Source organism: Clostridium sardiniense (assembly GCF_016907995.1).
GTDB classification, from domain to species: Bacteria; Bacillota; Clostridia; order Clostridiales; family Clostridiaceae; genus Clostridium; species Clostridium sardiniense.
In genome coordinates, this window is record NZ_JAFBDA010000001.1 from 252,273 (window position 1) to 266,706 (window position 14,434).

22 protein-coding genes and 1 pseudogene are annotated in these 14,434 nt (G+C 25.4%); 13 read left to right on the forward strand and 10 right to left on the reverse strand.

Annotated elements, in window-relative coordinates:
• Positions 1-54: 54 nt before the first annotated feature.
• On the reverse strand, positions 55-309 hold the full coding sequence (locus JOC62_RS01035; protein WP_204593298.1) for a hypothetical protein: 255 nt from the start codon (positions 307-309) through the stop codon (positions 55-57).
• Between the two features lie 191 nt (positions 310-500).
• Between JOC62_RS01035 and JOC62_RS01040 the strand changes: the two genes are divergently transcribed.
• Together JOC62_RS01040 and JOC62_RS01045 are read left to right on the forward strand one after the other, a co-directional pair.
• Positions 501-911, forward strand: coding sequence for a universal stress protein (locus JOC62_RS01040; protein ID WP_204593299.1), 411 nt, complete (start codon positions 501-503; stop codon positions 909-911).
• Between the two features lie 341 nt (positions 912-1,252).
• Positions 1,253-1,663, forward strand: a complete 411-nt coding sequence (locus JOC62_RS01045; RefSeq protein WP_204593300.1) for a universal stress protein — start codon at positions 1,253-1,255, stop codon at positions 1,661-1,663.
• 220 nt (positions 1,664-1,883) lie between these two features.
• On the opposite strand, the gene JOC62_RS01050 is transcribed toward JOC62_RS01045, so the two are convergent.
• From JOC62_RS01050 to JOC62_RS01065, 4 genes are all read right to left on the reverse strand, one after another.
• Positions 1,884-2,423: an NUDIX domain-containing protein gene (locus tag JOC62_RS01050; protein WP_204593301.1), complete on the reverse strand. Its 540-nt coding sequence runs from the start codon at positions 2,421-2,423 to the stop codon at positions 1,884-1,886.
• Positions 2,424-2,448: 25 nt separating this feature from the next.
• Entirely contained in the window at positions 2,449-2,844 is a 396-nt protein-coding gene (locus JOC62_RS01055; protein WP_204593302.1) for a hypothetical protein, read from the reverse strand.
• 28 nt (positions 2,845-2,872) lie between these two features.
• Entirely contained in the window at positions 2,873-3,499 is a 627-nt protein-coding gene (locus tag JOC62_RS01060; protein ID WP_204593303.1) for an HD domain-containing protein, read from the reverse strand.
• Between the two features lie 166 nt (positions 3,500-3,665).
• Positions 3,666-3,908 carry a DUF4318 domain-containing protein gene (locus tag JOC62_RS01065; RefSeq protein ID WP_204593304.1) on the reverse strand — a complete coding sequence of 81 codons (243 nt, stop codon included), beginning with the start codon at positions 3,906-3,908 and terminating at the stop codon, positions 3,666-3,668.
• 547 nt (positions 3,909-4,455) lie between these two features.
• On the opposite strand from JOC62_RS01065, the gene JOC62_RS01070 reads away from it, so the two are divergent.
• The 6 genes from JOC62_RS01070 to JOC62_RS01095 all read left to right on the forward strand — a co-directional run bounded on the left by JOC62_RS01070 (position 4,456) and on the right by JOC62_RS01095 (position 7,770).
• Positions 4,456-4,641 (forward strand): hypothetical protein, encoded by a 186-nt coding sequence (locus JOC62_RS01070; RefSeq protein ID WP_204593305.1) that lies wholly within the window; start codon positions 4,456-4,458, stop codon positions 4,639-4,641.
• Positions 4,642-4,800: 159 nt separating this feature from the next.
• The gene (locus tag JOC62_RS01075) at positions 4,801-5,181 is read left to right on the forward strand and encodes a hypothetical protein (protein ID WP_204593306.1); all 381 of its coding nucleotides are present in this window, start codon (positions 4,801-4,803) and stop codon (positions 5,179-5,181) included.
• Positions 5,182-5,493: 312 nt separating this feature from the next.
• The gene (locus JOC62_RS01080; RefSeq protein ID WP_204593307.1) at positions 5,494-5,727 is read left to right on the forward strand and encodes a hypothetical protein; all 234 of its coding nucleotides are present in this window, start codon (positions 5,494-5,496) and stop codon (positions 5,725-5,727) included.
• A gap of 122 nt (positions 5,728-5,849) precedes the next feature.
• On the forward strand, positions 5,850-6,143 hold the full coding sequence (locus JOC62_RS01085) for a hypothetical protein (RefSeq protein WP_204593308.1): 294 nt from the start codon (positions 5,850-5,852) through the stop codon (positions 6,141-6,143).
• A 175-nt stretch (positions 6,144-6,318) separates the two neighbouring features.
• Positions 6,319-6,639 (forward strand): hypothetical protein, encoded by a 321-nt coding sequence (locus tag JOC62_RS01090; RefSeq protein ID WP_204593309.1) that lies wholly within the window; start codon positions 6,319-6,321, stop codon positions 6,637-6,639.
• A gap of 543 nt (positions 6,640-7,182) precedes the next feature.
• Positions 7,183-7,770 carry a hypothetical protein gene (locus JOC62_RS01095; RefSeq protein WP_204593310.1) on the forward strand — a complete coding sequence of 196 codons (588 nt, stop codon included), beginning with the start codon at positions 7,183-7,185 and terminating at the stop codon, positions 7,768-7,770.
• Positions 7,771-7,913: 143 nt separating this feature from the next.
• Here the strand turns inward: JOC62_RS01095 and JOC62_RS01100 are convergent, their stop codons facing one another.
• Positions 7,914-8,219 carry a hypothetical protein gene (locus JOC62_RS01100; protein ID WP_204593311.1) on the reverse strand — a complete coding sequence of 102 codons (306 nt, stop codon included), beginning with the start codon at positions 8,217-8,219 and terminating at the stop codon, positions 7,914-7,916.
• A 94-nt stretch (positions 8,220-8,313) separates the two neighbouring features.
• Positions 8,314-8,661, reverse strand: coding sequence for a hypothetical protein (locus JOC62_RS01105; RefSeq protein ID WP_204593312.1), 348 nt, complete (start codon positions 8,659-8,661; stop codon positions 8,314-8,316).
• A 191-nt stretch (positions 8,662-8,852) separates the two neighbouring features.
• On the opposite strand from JOC62_RS01105, the gene JOC62_RS01110 reads away from it, so the two are divergent.
• The 4 genes from JOC62_RS01110 to JOC62_RS01125 all read left to right on the forward strand — a co-directional run bounded on the left by JOC62_RS01110 (position 8,853) and on the right by JOC62_RS01125 (position 12,299).
• Complete coding sequence (locus JOC62_RS01110; protein ID WP_204593313.1) at positions 8,853-9,647, forward strand: conserved phage C-terminal domain-containing protein; 795 nt, start codon at positions 8,853-8,855, stop codon at positions 9,645-9,647.
• A gap of 328 nt (positions 9,648-9,975) precedes the next feature.
• Positions 9,976-11,262 (forward strand): replicative DNA helicase, encoded by a 1,287-nt coding sequence (gene dnaB, locus JOC62_RS01115; protein WP_204593314.1) that lies wholly within the window; start codon positions 9,976-9,978, stop codon positions 11,260-11,262.
• Between the two features lie 470 nt (positions 11,263-11,732).
• A complete protein-coding gene (locus JOC62_RS01120; protein ID WP_204593315.1) occupies positions 11,733-11,951 on the forward strand; it encodes a DUF1659 domain-containing protein in 219 nt (72 codons plus the stop codon).
• A 126-nt stretch (positions 11,952-12,077) separates the two neighbouring features.
• Positions 12,078-12,299, forward strand: coding sequence for a DUF2922 domain-containing protein (locus JOC62_RS01125; protein WP_204593316.1), 222 nt, complete (start codon positions 12,078-12,080; stop codon positions 12,297-12,299).
• Positions 12,300-12,683: 384 nt separating this feature from the next.
• Here JOC62_RS01125 and JOC62_RS19445 read toward each other — a convergent pair whose 3' ends face one another.
• The 3 genes from JOC62_RS19445 to JOC62_RS01140 form a co-directional block, all read right to left on the reverse strand.
• On the reverse strand, positions 12,684-13,172 hold the full coding sequence (locus tag JOC62_RS19445) for a CPBP family glutamic-type intramembrane protease (protein WP_204593317.1): 489 nt from the start codon (positions 13,170-13,172) through the stop codon (positions 12,684-12,686).
• Between the two features lie 86 nt (positions 13,173-13,258).
• Positions 13,259-13,417 (reverse strand): hypothetical protein, encoded by a 159-nt coding sequence (locus tag JOC62_RS01135; RefSeq protein ID WP_204593318.1) that lies wholly within the window; start codon positions 13,415-13,417, stop codon positions 13,259-13,261.
• Between the two features lie 21 nt (positions 13,418-13,438).
• Positions 13,439-13,588, reverse strand: a complete 150-nt coding sequence (locus JOC62_RS01140) for a hypothetical protein (protein WP_204593319.1) — start codon at positions 13,586-13,588, stop codon at positions 13,439-13,441.
• Positions 13,589-13,774: 186 nt separating this feature from the next.
• Here JOC62_RS01140 and JOC62_RS01145 point away from each other — a divergent pair.
• Positions 13,775-14,193: pseudogene (locus JOC62_RS01145) on the forward strand (cysteine peptidase family C39 domain-containing protein); the annotation flags it as partial.
• Between the last annotated feature and the right edge of the window lie 241 nt (positions 14,194-14,434).

Sequence of the window (14,434 nt, forward strand, 5' to 3'; positions counted from 1 at the left end):
ATTAAGTTATAGTCTCTTTCATTTTAATATATTTTTATTCAGTTGTTAAAGAATCTAAACATCTAAAGTAATAGATTCTATTGAAGTATCCTTTGGAGTAGGAAGTTCTATAACATTAATATTACCTTTATTATAATCAGTAGAACTCTTTGTTATAATATCATCAGATTTATTTTTATTAGTTGTATATTCACTATTCTCAAAAGCGTTATTTATAATATAGCTATAAGACGGATTGAGTGTTTGAGGTTCTAAACCAAAAAATGAATTAAAAAATAGAATAGAACCTAGTAAAATTATTGATTTCAAAAGTACCACTCCTTAATAAAATACATATCTATCATTATGTATTATATATATTCTGCTAAATTTAAAATATTCAATTTAAAGCAGAGTAGAGAAAAACATCATACTATATATAAAGATAGTTCTTTTTTAGATTTATAAAAATAATATTAAATAAATCTAGAATTACTGTGTATTTAAGGTAGGTGGTTTTTATGAAGAAAAAAGTATTAATACCACTAGATGGAAGTAATAGAGATTTAATTTCAATAAACTTCCTAAAAGAAAATTTTAATCCAGAAGATACAGAGGTCTTATTACTAAATGTAGGGGATATAGTTTATGCTCATGGAATTGTTGTATCACATTTAATTTCAATGGAGAAGGAAAATTCAGATAGGACACTACAAAGAGCTTATGAGATACTAGATGACTTTGATTGCAAGATGGAATTTCAATTTGGATATGTAGATAAAACTATAGTTGAATACTCTATTGCTTTTGAGAGTGATATTATAATCATGACTAAGGATACTAGAAAGGTATATATACCTTTCATAAGTTCTGTTACTTGTAAAGTAGTTAAAAAAGCAAAGTGTATAGTAATAGTATTGCCACAAGTTTAGAATAAGTTATAAGTTTAAATATTGCGTGAGGTAGCTGAAAAATTAGTTACCTCATTATTTTATTTTAAGGCAGTATTAGACAATAATATTGCCTTGTTGTGCTTTGTGAAAGAATTATTACAACATAAATATAAATGTACTAAGGTGAAGTTTTATGGCAAGTAGTTCCAATATTTAAAATAATAAATATTTATTTTTCAAGTTTAAATTTAGGCTACCTATTTTTTTGTATATATCAAAAATTTAGTTTAACAGAGCCAATTTTAAAAAGAATATTTTATAAATTTTAGAAGGAAATAGTAAGTAAATATAGAATTATATATAAAAGGAAGGTGATTTATGTGAAGAAAAAAGTATTACTACCACTTGATGGAAGTGATAGAGATTTAATTGCAGTAAACTTCCTAAAGGAGAACTTTAAGCCACAAGAAACAGAGGTTATATTACTAAATGTAGGGGAAATAGTTTATGCTCATGGTATTGTTGTATCACACTTAATAGGTTCAGAAAAAGAACATGGTGGGAGAGTATTACAAAGAGCTTATGAAATTTTAAAAGATTTTCACTGCACTAAGGAATTTCAATTTGGATATGCAGATAAGGTTATAGTTGATTACGCAATTGATCTTAATGTTGATAGTATAATTATGGCGAAGAATACTAAAAAGAAATTTGTGCCGTTTATTGGTTCAGTAACTTCTAAAGTCCTTAAAAAGTCAAAGTGTACAGTAATAGTATTACCACAGATTTAGAGTGAACTATTAATTAGATTTAGAATGACTTAGTAATCAAATCTAGAGTGAACTATTAATCAAATTTAGAATAAATTATTAATTGAATATAAGAAGAGGTAGTTAAAAATTTTAACTACCTCTTTATTTATAATTTTTTATTTGTTAAGTTCAAAGAACAATATTATATCTTTTGAAATTATGTTTATGGCTTTTAAAATTATTCTATATCTAATAATCTTTAAGAGACTTTAGCATTTTTTATTAAATCAAAGTTATCTTTAATGGCTTTTAAGGCTAAAGTTTCTCTATAAACCCAAGGACTTATAGTTTTACTAGTAGAATTTAAAATATTTTCGTTTGTAGAGATAGCTTCATCTAATGTAACCCAAACTGGATTAAAACCAAGCTCCTTTTCATAAAGGTCTAACTTTTGAGAAGTTTTTTCATGGGATACTTCACATAAATAGTAGGATGAAACCATTTCAAATATATCACCTATTTTAAAATGATCTGGATGTCTTTCTATAATTAATCCTATATTATCTTTTACTTTAGTGACTATATATCCAGTTTCTTCTTTAACTTCTCTTTTTAATGTGTCTTCATGTACTTCATCTATAATAGCTCCACCACCTGGAAATTTATAATCACCATTATTAGAATGGACCATAAGAAACTTATCATCTCTAAATATGATACCGCGAACAGCTTCTCTATAGTTTATATTTATTCTATTGTTATTTATCTCTGTTATCCCTAATTTATAATTGAATACCATAAAATCCCTCCAGACAAAACTTAATCTATATAGTATGTGCTAGTTTTATAGTATTATACCACTTATCGTATAAATTTTTCTTAACAAAATAAACTATTACCCCACCAATTGCCGTATAAACTATATCCATAATATCAAATGTTGCATGTTTAGAAATAATTGGGGCTATGAATTCAGCAATTATAAGTCCAAGAGATGGTGTAATTATAAATAATATTTCATCTATTTTATTTTTATAAATAGATGTATCTGTACATGCTGTATAAGCTGACAGAATTATAGGTCCCATTAAGCTAGGGAAAGAATCAGCAATAAAAAAATCAAATATTCCCCTACTATAAATATAAGGTCTGTAGATATTATCCATAAGTAAAAGTATTAATATACAAGTTAATATTAATATAAAACTTTTTTTCTTCATAAGTCACTTCCTTTTCAAATTAAATTAGTTAATTTTGTTTTATACACAACAATTCTTCTAAATATTTTTTACTCTCTATTATCCATGAATGAGGATATAAAATCATACCATTATCTATAATATAATTTATATAAGATAGACATGCTTTTTCTAAGGAAATGGATAGATCTTTGATTACTACATCATAAAATGGGGGTGTCCCTCCTTGATCCCATGAAAGTTTATCAGCAATAAAAAGAGCCATATCATATTGTGATGGATTGGTTTTTAAAGTTGTATGACACTCGATAGCAGATAATATAGTTTCATTTTCTATATTGAAAAAATTCTTTGCTAGTAATTTTGAAATTCTTTGATGTAAGATAAAAGGATATTTTCTTTCTGATTCATCAATAAATAAATTGTTTTCCATCATATAAGTTAGCATATCATTAGGTTTGATTACTGCACTTATATCATGTAAATAGCCGCATATAGCACATATATTTTTATCCAATCCGTACTTTTCTGCTATTTTACTATTTGTACTAGCAACATTAATAACATGTTCTAAAGTTTTTTGTTTATTGTTTTCTAGAAGAAAGTTAGTTACATCAACTACTATATCTCCAGTAATTTCTATAGTATTAACATATTTATAATTATCTAAATTCATTGGTATACCTCACTATATAGAATATTTAAGTGTAATTTATATGTAATCATTTATTGTAGAAAGCATTAGTGTATTGTATATGATAAATACATTAATATAGCTTAAAATTAAAACAAGGCAAACTTTTTATAACCGCCTTGTCTTAGGAACTTACTAATTATTTAAATTATATTTCTTTAAAGTCAAGAAACCAACCTGATCGTCCTTTTTGAACAAGTTCGCATTTATAAGTGACATCATTTATAGATATTATTGCAGGTTTTGTTCTTTGAATAAATTCAAATTTAAAATATTCTTTAGCACAGTACTTTTCGATTTCAATGAAAAATTCTTCTCTATCACTTGGCTTTTCATCTAATTCAACATCAAACCCTTTTTTCAGAAGTTTAGCAAAAAATCCTTCACTCATAATAATATCTCCTTTTTATATCGTGATATATTACACAATAGGTTATTATATAACTTATTATATAGTGGTAATTATTTATTTTCAAGGTTTTATTGGAAATAATACATAAAATTCCCTTTAGAATATTTATATTATAAAAGGTGTTTAAGTATGTATACACATATAAGCATTATTGTCTAATAGAGACTATTATTATTCAGAATTTAAATATAAAATATAGGGTAAATAAAATTATAAAATAACAGAAGTAGTGGGCAATTTGTATTATGCTATCAAAAGATACAAATTGTTCATTTTTGATTTATGAAAAAATAAGAATTTTAATATAACATATATATTAAATAAATAGAAGTATCAGTAAATATTAGAATAAATGAATACTAATATGGGCAAAACCACATGAATAAAAACTAATATTAGTAAGAAACTAATAGTATACAAAAGAGGGGAGAAATTAATATTATAGAAAATTTTGATTATAATATGGTTTATTCTACAAGCATTTTAGGAGTCAGCTTTATCTTATTAGTTATAATGTATGTTATAAGTGCATATCCACTTTATAAAATGGGTTATAGCAATAATAGTTTTATATAAAATATTTAGTAACTTTGGAGTAGGTCTTCTTGGAAGTATATTAGGAATAGTATTTTCAGTAATAGGATTTTGGTACTTAGCATTAAGTAGCAGAAAGTTCATTGCAGATATAAATCCAAAATATAGAGAAGGATAGTTAGTATTTATTTTTAAAAAATTCTGCACTCAAAAATTATGTATGCAGAATTTTAACCTATTTGTAATTAATTTTAATCAGTTTGTAGAAGAATTATAATTGTAAAAGAATTATAATTAATTTAAAGAAAACGAAGGATAACTAGAGAGGTGATTATATATGTTAAAAGAACAATTAATAAATGCATTATTATGGAATGAAAATGAAGCCGTAGTCAAGAGACTTGAAGAAGAGGCTAGCTTAAATGATATATTTGAAATGGACAATGGAAAAAGAGTTGTAAGAAAAGAAAATGAAAGCTTAGGAAATTACATAGATAGATGTACAACTCAATTAATGAGTAACTTTTCAAGAGAAAAATACATAATACTTAAAAATCTTTATAAAAGCTATAATGATTCAGGAGATAGTAATGTAGTAATATATGAATCACTTCCAGTTAAGAAATCAAAAGTAGATTATAAAAAGAACGTAGCTTTAGGTTTAGGTGCATTAATTGCAGGAGTAGCTGCATTTAAATTATTTAAAAGAAAAAAATAGATGTTTAATATTAAAAAGAAATACTAGTTAACATTTAAAATAAATGTTAGTCCACATATGAAAAATAGGGATTTAGATTATCTAATGAGTAGAAATCTAAGTCCCTATTTTTGTAGAATGTTTTAATTAGATTTTGAAAGTATCTAGGTATAAGTATATTATAATATATTTTTATTGGATAATATAGTAAAAAAGGTTAAATTTGTATATAATATTATTATACTATAAAGATAAGAATTTCATAAATTAAATGTTTTATAGAGAAAATCTTATATTCAAATAGAGAGTTTTAAAAATAGAAGGGATATTTTTATGAATAGTAAAGATATTAAATTACTTTATTCTGCTTTAGGGGCTTTCATGCTTGTATTGTTACAAACTACTGTATTTCAAAATGCTTTAATGTTTTTAAATCTTATTGGCATACCTTATTTAGGTGATATAGCATTAGTACTAATTAACATGTTATCTTGTGTAGGTGTTATTATTTTTATAATTTCATCTGTAAAGTTAATTAAGAATAATATTAAATTTAAAAATGAATAATCAATTACTTTAATAAAGAATACTAAAGATTTTAATATATACTACATAAAAATAAATTTAAATAACATTAGAAAAAAGCTAAAGGTGGAGCAGATATTTATATATAAAGGAGGTGTTTAAATTTGGATATAGGTAGAATTATTTTAGCTATAATTGTTATAGCATATTGTACTTATAAGTTAACTAAAAATAATTTAACTAAAGGAAGAAAAAAATTACATGTATTTTGGATACTTTTATTTATTTATAGTATAACTTCATTTGTATTTATAATAAGACCGGAAAACTATACTGAAATAATGAGTATACAATCTTATGGAGCTGTGAGATTTTTAAATGCAACGCTGATAACTTCAGCCGCATTATTAGGAGTTAATATTTTATTTGAGAGTTTTAGAAAAAAACGAACTGCTTAAAATTCTATTAGAATATATTAGTGAAAGTATAAAAAATATTAATATTAGGACTATTAAAATAGCACATGATGATGAAAATCAAGAATAGATTTAGAAAGTAGAGAAGGTAATCTTCTTAATTAGTATGTAATAATGAAAATTAAAAGTTGATACAATGTGATGGGGAGGATTTATTATGAGCATAATGGTAGGTGTAGCAAATATATTTTTAACTATAATATATTTAATCTATTCAATAATATGTAGTAAAAATAAGAAGTCAGTGCCTATTTATTTTAATTTAGATAATTATGAAATTATAGATAAAAAGACTTTCTATCTATATAATTTATTATTTTCATTACTTTCATGTACATTAAGCATTACTATAGGAATATTAATATCACTTGAATCCATAGAAATATACTTTATAATACTAGTTCCCCTGTTACTGCATAGTGTTAATTTTATATTTAAGATGATATGTATTAGTAAAAAAATTATAAGTAAAATATAAATTGACAAAAGGTGCTTAATAGAACTTAAGCACCTTTTATCAATAATATCAAATGCAACTTGTATTTTTTATATCAATAAATATAAGGATAGGGGGAGCATATATAATAGATTTTAGTGCTATACATAAGTTGAATTCATTTAAATATATGGTGAATAATAAAGGAGAGGGTAGTAAAACAAACCTATTAAAAGAAAAGTGGTAATACTAAAGAATAAATCAGGAAATTGTTAATAAAATCCCAAATTAAACTCTTTATGGTAATAAATATAGGCATTTGTATTTTAAAATGAATAAAATTACAATTAATACACTAAGTGTAAAATGGATGAGGAGATTTTAAAAATAATAACCCCAAAATTTAAATAATATCAATTTAATATAGTATTAAATAAACTATTATCAAAAAAATATATATGTTAAAATTATGTATAAAATTTTAATACAGTTGAAAAAAACTTAGAAATATTATAAACTTATAATGAATTTGAATAATATGTTAAATATATATTAAAACAAAAGAGCGAAAATTGGAGGAACATAATGAGGGGGAAAAAGTTAATAATGTGTTTAGCCGCTGTAGTAGCTATAGGGGCAGCTGTGGCATGCACATCAAGGAACGAAATTGTTGAATTTACGAAAACTAATAATACTACTAGTAAAAAATCTGATGAAGAAATCAGCACAAATAAAGATGTAATATCACAAATAAACATAGAAGATGATTTAGAGGTAGTAGATAAGACTACTACTGATGATGATAATAAGAATTTATCTAATGAGACTAAAGATGTTGTAAAGCAAATAGAAGAGACAGAAATCTTTGGACAAGTTACGGAGAAACCTGTAATGGATGAAAAGAAAACTAATAAAATAGGTACATATGCAGAAGTAACTATAAAGGATAAATCAAAATTTACAGATGCGAATTTAATAAAGTTTTATAAAGATACTGTAGAGGATTCAAATTATAAATGGGTAACATTAAGATTATCTAGTAAAAAGGGCATAGAATTTACAGGGGAATCATATATATTCAATTACGGAACTTTAGATGATAATGGAAAAGTTATTAATATAGAGGGCAGTGGAAATATTATGGAAGATAAAATAGAATACCAAAAGAAATAAAGACTTCATAATAAAAGATTAGTATATAATATCAAGCATATTATTCAAATGAGAGGATTTAAGATAAAAATTGTTATTAAACAAAGTTATCTTAAGTCCTTTTTATCTATTCATTTTCTTATTTAATTCTTATAATTCTAAGATTATGCTTTATTAATCCATAAATACTTATTTTTTAGAAAGGTTGTATAAATAATAGCAAATAGAATTCTCCATCCTTTCATAGAGTTACCACATTTAAATTTTATTGTCTCATTCTCTGAAATATCAAAGTCTACTTTATTACTCCTACACCAATCTATTGTTAAATATATTGTGTGATTCCCAGGATCAATATCAATATATTTCGTTTCACCACACTTAATACTGCCACAATAATTTCCATCTATTATGACTTTATAACCTCTTAATTCATCCCTAAATAAATTGTTTCTACTAATTGTTAGCATAATATACCCCCTTAATATTTTTAGCATTAGTATCTTGTTACATATTAATATTATCGTAAAGTGAAATTGCTACTTAGTGTATATAATGTAAAGCTTACATATTACGGTTATTTTGATTAAATTTTTTTGGTACATTTTCTATAACAAATCCCATAATTGCACCAACAATAATTGCATTTATTAAAGTCCAAATAGCTCCAAACACAGAAAAACTAATTGTATAAACAATAGATGGTAGAGAAAGCATTACAGAAATTAATGAACCTTTTAAAAATCCATTTAATTTGAAATTACTACTTGAAATTAATAAACCAATAATTGTCCAAGTAATAAATGTTGAGACATAAACTGATATATCAATATCAGGTGCAAACAATAAAAATAATATGTTTACCATGCCACCTAATAAGCCCACAATGATTCCAACTATATAATTTTTCATATGTAACCACTCTCCTCATTAAATATAGATTGTTTTAAAATCACTTCATTTTAAATTATAACAAATTTTTCCTGGAGAATGCCTATGCTTTCTAAAAATTTTATTTAAAAACTTTAAAAAATTTTTCTAGTAAATTTAATCTACTGCATATATACAAAATAAGATAAGAAAAAGAAAGGGGTTAAAGCACTATGCAAAACATATTAATTGGATATTCACAAGAAAAGGCAGTAGAATTTGGGTTAGATTTAAAGGATCTAATAATACTTAGGTTTATTTGTACTTTTATAATAAGTAAATCAATATTTAAGAAAAAAATTGATGGACGTGACTTTTATTGGATAAAGACAAGCTACATTATAGAGCAGCTTCCATTACTTAATATAAAGAGCAAAGATATGATTATGAGAAGAGTAAAGAAATTAGTTGAAAATAAGCTTTTAGATTATAGATTAATGAAAGAAGGAGGCACATACACACTTTATGCTATAGGAAGTGAGTATGAAAATTTATTCTTTAAAAATGACAAGGATTCTTTGCGCCCAAAAGGAGACGATAAAAATTTAGGTGGGGGGTCCGAATTTGACGCAGAAGGAGACGATGAAAAATCAGTACCAAAGAATACTAATGCTATAGATACTAAAGAAAAAGATAATAAAAAAATATATACAAAAAAGATTTGCAAGGAGATTATAGATTTTCTAAATGAAAAGTTAGATACAAATTATAAAAGCACAACAAAGACTATAGTTAGGTTAATAGAGGGAAGGCTTGCGGAGGGGTACACTGTAGATGATTTTAAAAAAGTTATTGAGAATAAGAAAAAGTCATGGAAAGGCACTAAGTATGAGGCTTATTTAAGACCATCAACTCTCTTTAGGGAGAGTAAATTTGAGGAATATCTCAATGAGAAAGTATATTCAAGGGTAAGTGCACCAGATGAGATATTTAAGGACATGTATAGTGAATTTGATTTTGATATTTAGTGATTTAGCACCATAATTTAGGGCTTATGGGAGAGGTTATGATTTAAGGGAGTTAGTTATTACTTAAGGGGTTGAGTAATTGGTTTTGGAGTTTAAGAGTTTTACTTAAGTCTTGAAGTAAGTAGTTTTAGGGGTTGAGGTATCTACTTTAGGATCTAAGAGTTTTACTTTAAGGCTTAAGGTAAGTGGGTTTAGAGTTTGAGGGCTTTGCTTTAAGAGGCAAAGAAATTATTTTTAGAGTTTAAAATTTTATTTTAGTTTTAAAGCAATTAGTTTTAGTCTCTATGATTTTATTTTAGGATTTAAAAGAAAAGGGGTAAATTAGGGTATGGAGATAAAAAATATTGAGGCAGAGGTAGAAGTTTTAGGAGCTATGATTTATAAAAATAGCATTATACCAAAATGCATTGAAAGTCTAAAAGAAGAGGATTTTTACTTAAATAAGCACAAGAGAATATATAGGGCAATAATCACTCTTTATGGGGAGGGGAAGGATATATCCCTTATAACTTTAATCGAGGAGATTTCAAGGAAAGAGCTTGAAAAGTTTGGTGGAGTGAGCTACTTAACTGAACTTATGGCAACTGGAACAGTTATAAATATTGATTCTTATATAGGAATATTAAAGGACAAAAGCTATAGGAGAAGGCTTATAAAGTGCTTGCATAATGGAATTAGAGAGCTGCAAGATGAAACCTCAAATTTAAGAAATATTACAAGTAAGATAGAGGTAGAGCTTATGGAGAATTATACTAGTAAGAGAAGTATGCTTAATGAAAATCAGCTATTTAGTATAACACTAGATCATATGGAAGAGCGATATGCAAATGGTGGTGGAATAGCAGGAATGAAGACAGGCTTTATAAAGTTTGATAATGCAGTAAATGGTCTTCAAAAGGGAGAGCTTACTATAATTGGTGGCAGACCTTCTATGGGAAAGACAGCAATGGCACTTAGTATTGCAGAAGGGTTAGCTGATAATGGGAATACTGTTGGCATTTTTGAGATGGAGATGAATGAGGAGAGTATTGGAACAAGGAGACTTGCGGCAAAGGCTAATATTAAAGCTGATAAGATTAAAAAGGCTGTTTTAAGCGATGATGAGTTTTTTAAGATAACTGAAGTATTTAATAAGGTATCAAAGAGAGGCAAGATATTTACAGATTGTACAAGTGGACAAGATATATTAAATATAAGAGCTAAATCAACAGCACTAAAGATGGCAGAAGGTTTAGATGCAATTATAATAGATCACTTAGGGCTTATGGATATGGGAAGGACAGAAAATAGAACACAAGCTATAGGGGATGTAACTAGAGCACTTAAAATTCTTGCAAAGGAGCTTGATATTAATGTTATACTTTTATGCCAATTATCCAGAGCAGTAGAGCAAAGATCTTGTAGAAGGCCAAGGCTTTCAGACCTTAGAGAAAGTGGGAATATAGAGCAAGATGCAGACCTTGTAATATTTGTTTATAGAGATGCTTATTATGAGAAAAGTAGTGATGAGAAGGACATTATGGAGTGGATTATTTCAAAGCAGAGAAATGGAAGGACAGGAATATTAAAGTTTAGATATTTAGAGAGTTATCAAAGAATAGAGAATATAGTGTAGCAAAGCATAGAGTATATAGAAAGTATAGATTAGTAAAGTATGTTATAAAAGGTTGAAGTATAGGGTAGAAAATAGAAAAGACATGAGGATTAAAAAATAATTTCTTAAAGTAAGGAAACATAAGAGAAGAGGGTTTAATTTATATAGGTTAGTGATATAATGCAATTAAATACAATATATGGATTGTATTTGTTATGGTTTATAAAAGTCTAAGAGAATAATATGAGGAGGAGAGTATTTATGATGAAACTTATAAGAGAACTAAGTAATAAGGGTATATTATTTAGAGAAAAAAGAAATAAGGTATTTAGAGATGAAAAGATTATAAAGTTATGGATTATGGGTGAAATGAAATAACAATTATATTTATTAGATTTTAGATCTGCTATTTTTAAATTTTAAAAAATAGTAGATCTTTTTTTAGTTTTTTTGGGCTAGTGCATATATGTAAAGTGAAGGGAGTGATAAGTATGATAACAAAAACAATCGACGAGGTAGTTTTAAAAATTACCTACAACAAAGGAAAGGACGATAAGGGTAAGGACATAATTAAATATCAAAGATTTAAGGATATAAACTTAAATGCAAAAGATGAGGATCTACATGCAGTTGGAGTAGCTTTATCAGAAGTTGTAAACTATCCAGCAGTATCTGTAGAAAGAGAAGAAGCAAGTCTATTATCAGAATAATTAAAGTTATTTTGATTCTATCCTTAGAATTTAATATAGTTTACTTTTATAGAAATTATGTTAAGTCTTTTAAGGATAGAGGCTAGATTAAAATTAAAATATTAAAAGATTAGGGGGAGAAGGAATATGATACAAAAGTCATTAGTCATGAGTTTTAAGAATGAATTAGAAAAGAAGGTTAACATTACAGTTAAGGATGTAAAGGAAAGTTTAGATAATACAGCTGTTAATGACCTAATGGATTTAATTATTTCAAAGGGTGTTTTTGAAACATCAGGTGGTGCTCTAGTTCAAAAGTTAGATGCTGAAATAATTACTAAAGAAACTACTGATATAGAAATAGTGTAGTAAATTATAAGTAATAGTATAAAATCTCTTACAGATAAATAAACTTTTTTATAACAAGTAATATTTTCTCAAATAAATTTACTCAGAGGGCTAGTCTTTAGACTAGCTCTTTATTAAAATAAATTTATTTAGGTCAATTTATTTTAATAATAAGGCTATGTTTTAAATTGGTATTTATAGATAGTCATAGCTTAAATTTAGGCTGTAGCACTAAATAAATTGAATTCTGTAATGGAAAAATATTAAGAATATAATTTATTTATAAGCCACACACTTAATTTTATTAAGAGTGTGGCTTAAATGTTTTAAGGCTTATTATATACGACTTATGAGAATAATATAAAAAAATATATTAATCACTTTCTTTTTATTTAAATTAAGTTTTTACATTATAAATTTAATTACTAGCAAAGGAATTAAATTGAATATAGAATGTATAAATGTTAATCTTATTAATGGATTTTTTTTATATTTATCATATAATATAAATATATATGCAAAAAATATAGCATCAGGTAATACTGAAAATATATATTTTAATGAATAATTATGAAAAAATGAAAATATTAATACAGATAATATGAATCCAACTATATAATTTTTAAATAAATTTTTGCATATTTTTACAATTGAGAATTGGAAAATAAATGTTTCAAGAAAAGGACCAATAGAAATGATATATATTTGTAAGAAGATAGAATTTGATATTATAGAGGTTGGGGAATTAAAGTTATTTACATATGCATTTTCAAAGAGTAAGTTTGGTAATAGACTAAAGAGAAAATTTAATATACCTAATAATATAGTTATTATTATAAAGTTATGTATTTTTAAATTCAAAAAAAATTTATCTAGTTTTTTTATTATGTCCATTTTATCCCCTTTTTAATAGTATTTGACTATAAATTCCAAAGAACATTAAAAGTTCTTTGGAATTTATAGTCATTTATAATTTATAGTTATTTTGAAGCTGCTGACTCTATGCCATCAACAAAACCATGTCCAAAATCAGAAACATCTTGAAGATGAGCTCCTAGCCACTTAATTCCGTTCCAAATATTTTTTCCACTTATTCCACCATTTATAGATTCTAATTCTTCTAAATTTAATTTATTCATAAAAAATTTCCCCCTTAAATATTAATCCCAAAAAACATCATTTCTTGTATCATAAGCAGCTTTACCTAATTTACTTCCAATCCAATACCAAATACTATCAGATCCACCGCCATTGACTAATTCTAATGATTCTTCATTAAGATTTTCAAAATTTTCATTTAAATCTTGCATTATTATAACCTCCTTATAAATTTTATTATATATTGTAATTATTTTCTCTTATATAAAATAATTACAAATAGATTATACAAAAGAATTTAATTAAATTGTAAAAGTTGAACTAAAATATACAAAGTATTTACATAATATACATATAAATACTTTGTTATATATAATATACAAATAAAGTTTATAAATATAATTTATGGTACAAAGTATTATTGTATAAAACAACATGATTATCAAGATTGTGGATGTGATTGCTTAGCAAGTATATGTAAGACATATGGTTTAAAATATCCAATATCTAAGATAAGAGAAGTTGCTGGAACAGATAAAATGGTAACTAGTGCTTTAGGTATTATACAACCAGCTGAAAAGTTAGGATTTTCGGCAAAAGGAGTTAAAGCGAATAAGTCGCAAGACATATTTGGTGAAATACTACTACCAGCTATATTTCATGTAGTTATAGATAAAAAATTTATATATTATGTAATTATACATAATATAAATGAAAAAGAAATAATTGCTGAAGATAAAGGTAAGGGAATAGTTAAATATAAGCCAAGTGATTTCTTTGCTATTTGGACAGTGTACTTTTAATTATAACTGCAACTGGACTACAACTGCACAATTTTAGAAGGGTGTAATGGAAATAATAACTCACTGATAAGAAGAGTTATGCTAAAAGGAACAAGTTTATTTATCTATAGTGTAAATGAAATGTTTTTATTGAAAACTGGCTTAATACTATTCAAAGAAAAGAACTAAATTGCAATATTACTTGGAATTTACTTTATTAGTATATAAATAAAAAATATAGCTTAATTCTGAATAACTCATTCTAAATTAAGCTAT

What these genes read in the sequence shown, in the direction of transcription:
- JOC62_RS01060 (WP_204593303.1), bottom strand. Translation starts at nt 3,499, where the DNA reads ATGAATTTAGATAATTATAAATATGTTAATACTATAGAAATTACTGGA.
- JOC62_RS01050 (WP_204593301.1), bottom strand. Translation starts at nt 2,423, where the DNA reads ATGGTATTCAATTATAAATTAGGGATAACAGAGATAAATAACAATAGA.
- JOC62_RS01095 (WP_204593310.1), top strand. Translation starts at nt 7,183, where the DNA reads ATGAGGGGGAAAAAGTTAATAATGTGTTTAGCCGCTGTAGTAGCTATA.
- JOC62_RS01040 (WP_204593299.1), top strand. Translation starts at nt 501, where the DNA reads ATGAAGAAAAAAGTATTAATACCACTAGATGGAAGTAATAGAGATTTA.
- JOC62_RS01105 (WP_204593312.1), bottom strand. Translation starts at nt 8,661, where the DNA reads ATGAAAAATTATATAGTTGGAATCATTGTGGGCTTATTAGGTGGCATG.
- JOC62_RS01090 (WP_204593309.1), top strand. Translation starts at nt 6,319, where the DNA reads ATGAGCATAATGGTAGGTGTAGCAAATATATTTTTAACTATAATATAT.
- dnaB (WP_204593314.1), top strand. Translation starts at nt 9,976, where the DNA reads ATGGAGATAAAAAATATTGAGGCAGAGGTAGAAGTTTTAGGAGCTATG.
- JOC62_RS01125 (WP_204593316.1), top strand. Translation starts at nt 12,078, where the DNA reads ATGATACAAAAGTCATTAGTCATGAGTTTTAAGAATGAATTAGAAAAG.
- JOC62_RS01065 (WP_204593304.1), bottom strand. Translation starts at nt 3,908, where the DNA reads ATGAGTGAAGGATTTTTTGCTAAACTTCTGAAAAAAGGGTTTGATGTT.
- JOC62_RS19445 (WP_204593317.1), bottom strand. Translation starts at nt 13,172, where the DNA reads ATGGACATAATAAAAAAACTAGATAAATTTTTTTTGAATTTAAAAATA.
- JOC62_RS01075 (WP_204593306.1), top strand. Translation starts at nt 4,801, where the DNA reads ATGTTAAAAGAACAATTAATAAATGCATTATTATGGAATGAAAATGAA.
- JOC62_RS01120 (WP_204593315.1), top strand. Translation starts at nt 11,733, where the DNA reads ATGATAACAAAAACAATCGACGAGGTAGTTTTAAAAATTACCTACAAC.
- JOC62_RS01110 (WP_204593313.1), top strand. Translation starts at nt 8,853, where the DNA reads ATGCAAAACATATTAATTGGATATTCACAAGAAAAGGCAGTAGAATTT.
- JOC62_RS01140 (WP_204593319.1), bottom strand. Translation starts at nt 13,588, where the DNA reads ATGCAAGATTTAAATGAAAATTTTGAAAATCTTAATGAAGAATCATTA.
- JOC62_RS01055 (WP_204593302.1), bottom strand. Translation starts at nt 2,844, where the DNA reads ATGAAGAAAAAAAGTTTTATATTAATATTAACTTGTATATTAATACTT.
- JOC62_RS01080 (WP_204593307.1), top strand. Translation starts at nt 5,494, where the DNA reads ATGAATAGTAAAGATATTAAATTACTTTATTCTGCTTTAGGGGCTTTC.
- JOC62_RS01100 (WP_204593311.1), bottom strand. Translation starts at nt 8,219, where the DNA reads ATGCTAACAATTAGTAGAAACAATTTATTTAGGGATGAATTAAGAGGT.
- JOC62_RS01135 (WP_204593318.1), bottom strand. Translation starts at nt 13,417, where the DNA reads ATGAATAAATTAAATTTAGAAGAATTAGAATCTATAAATGGTGGAATA.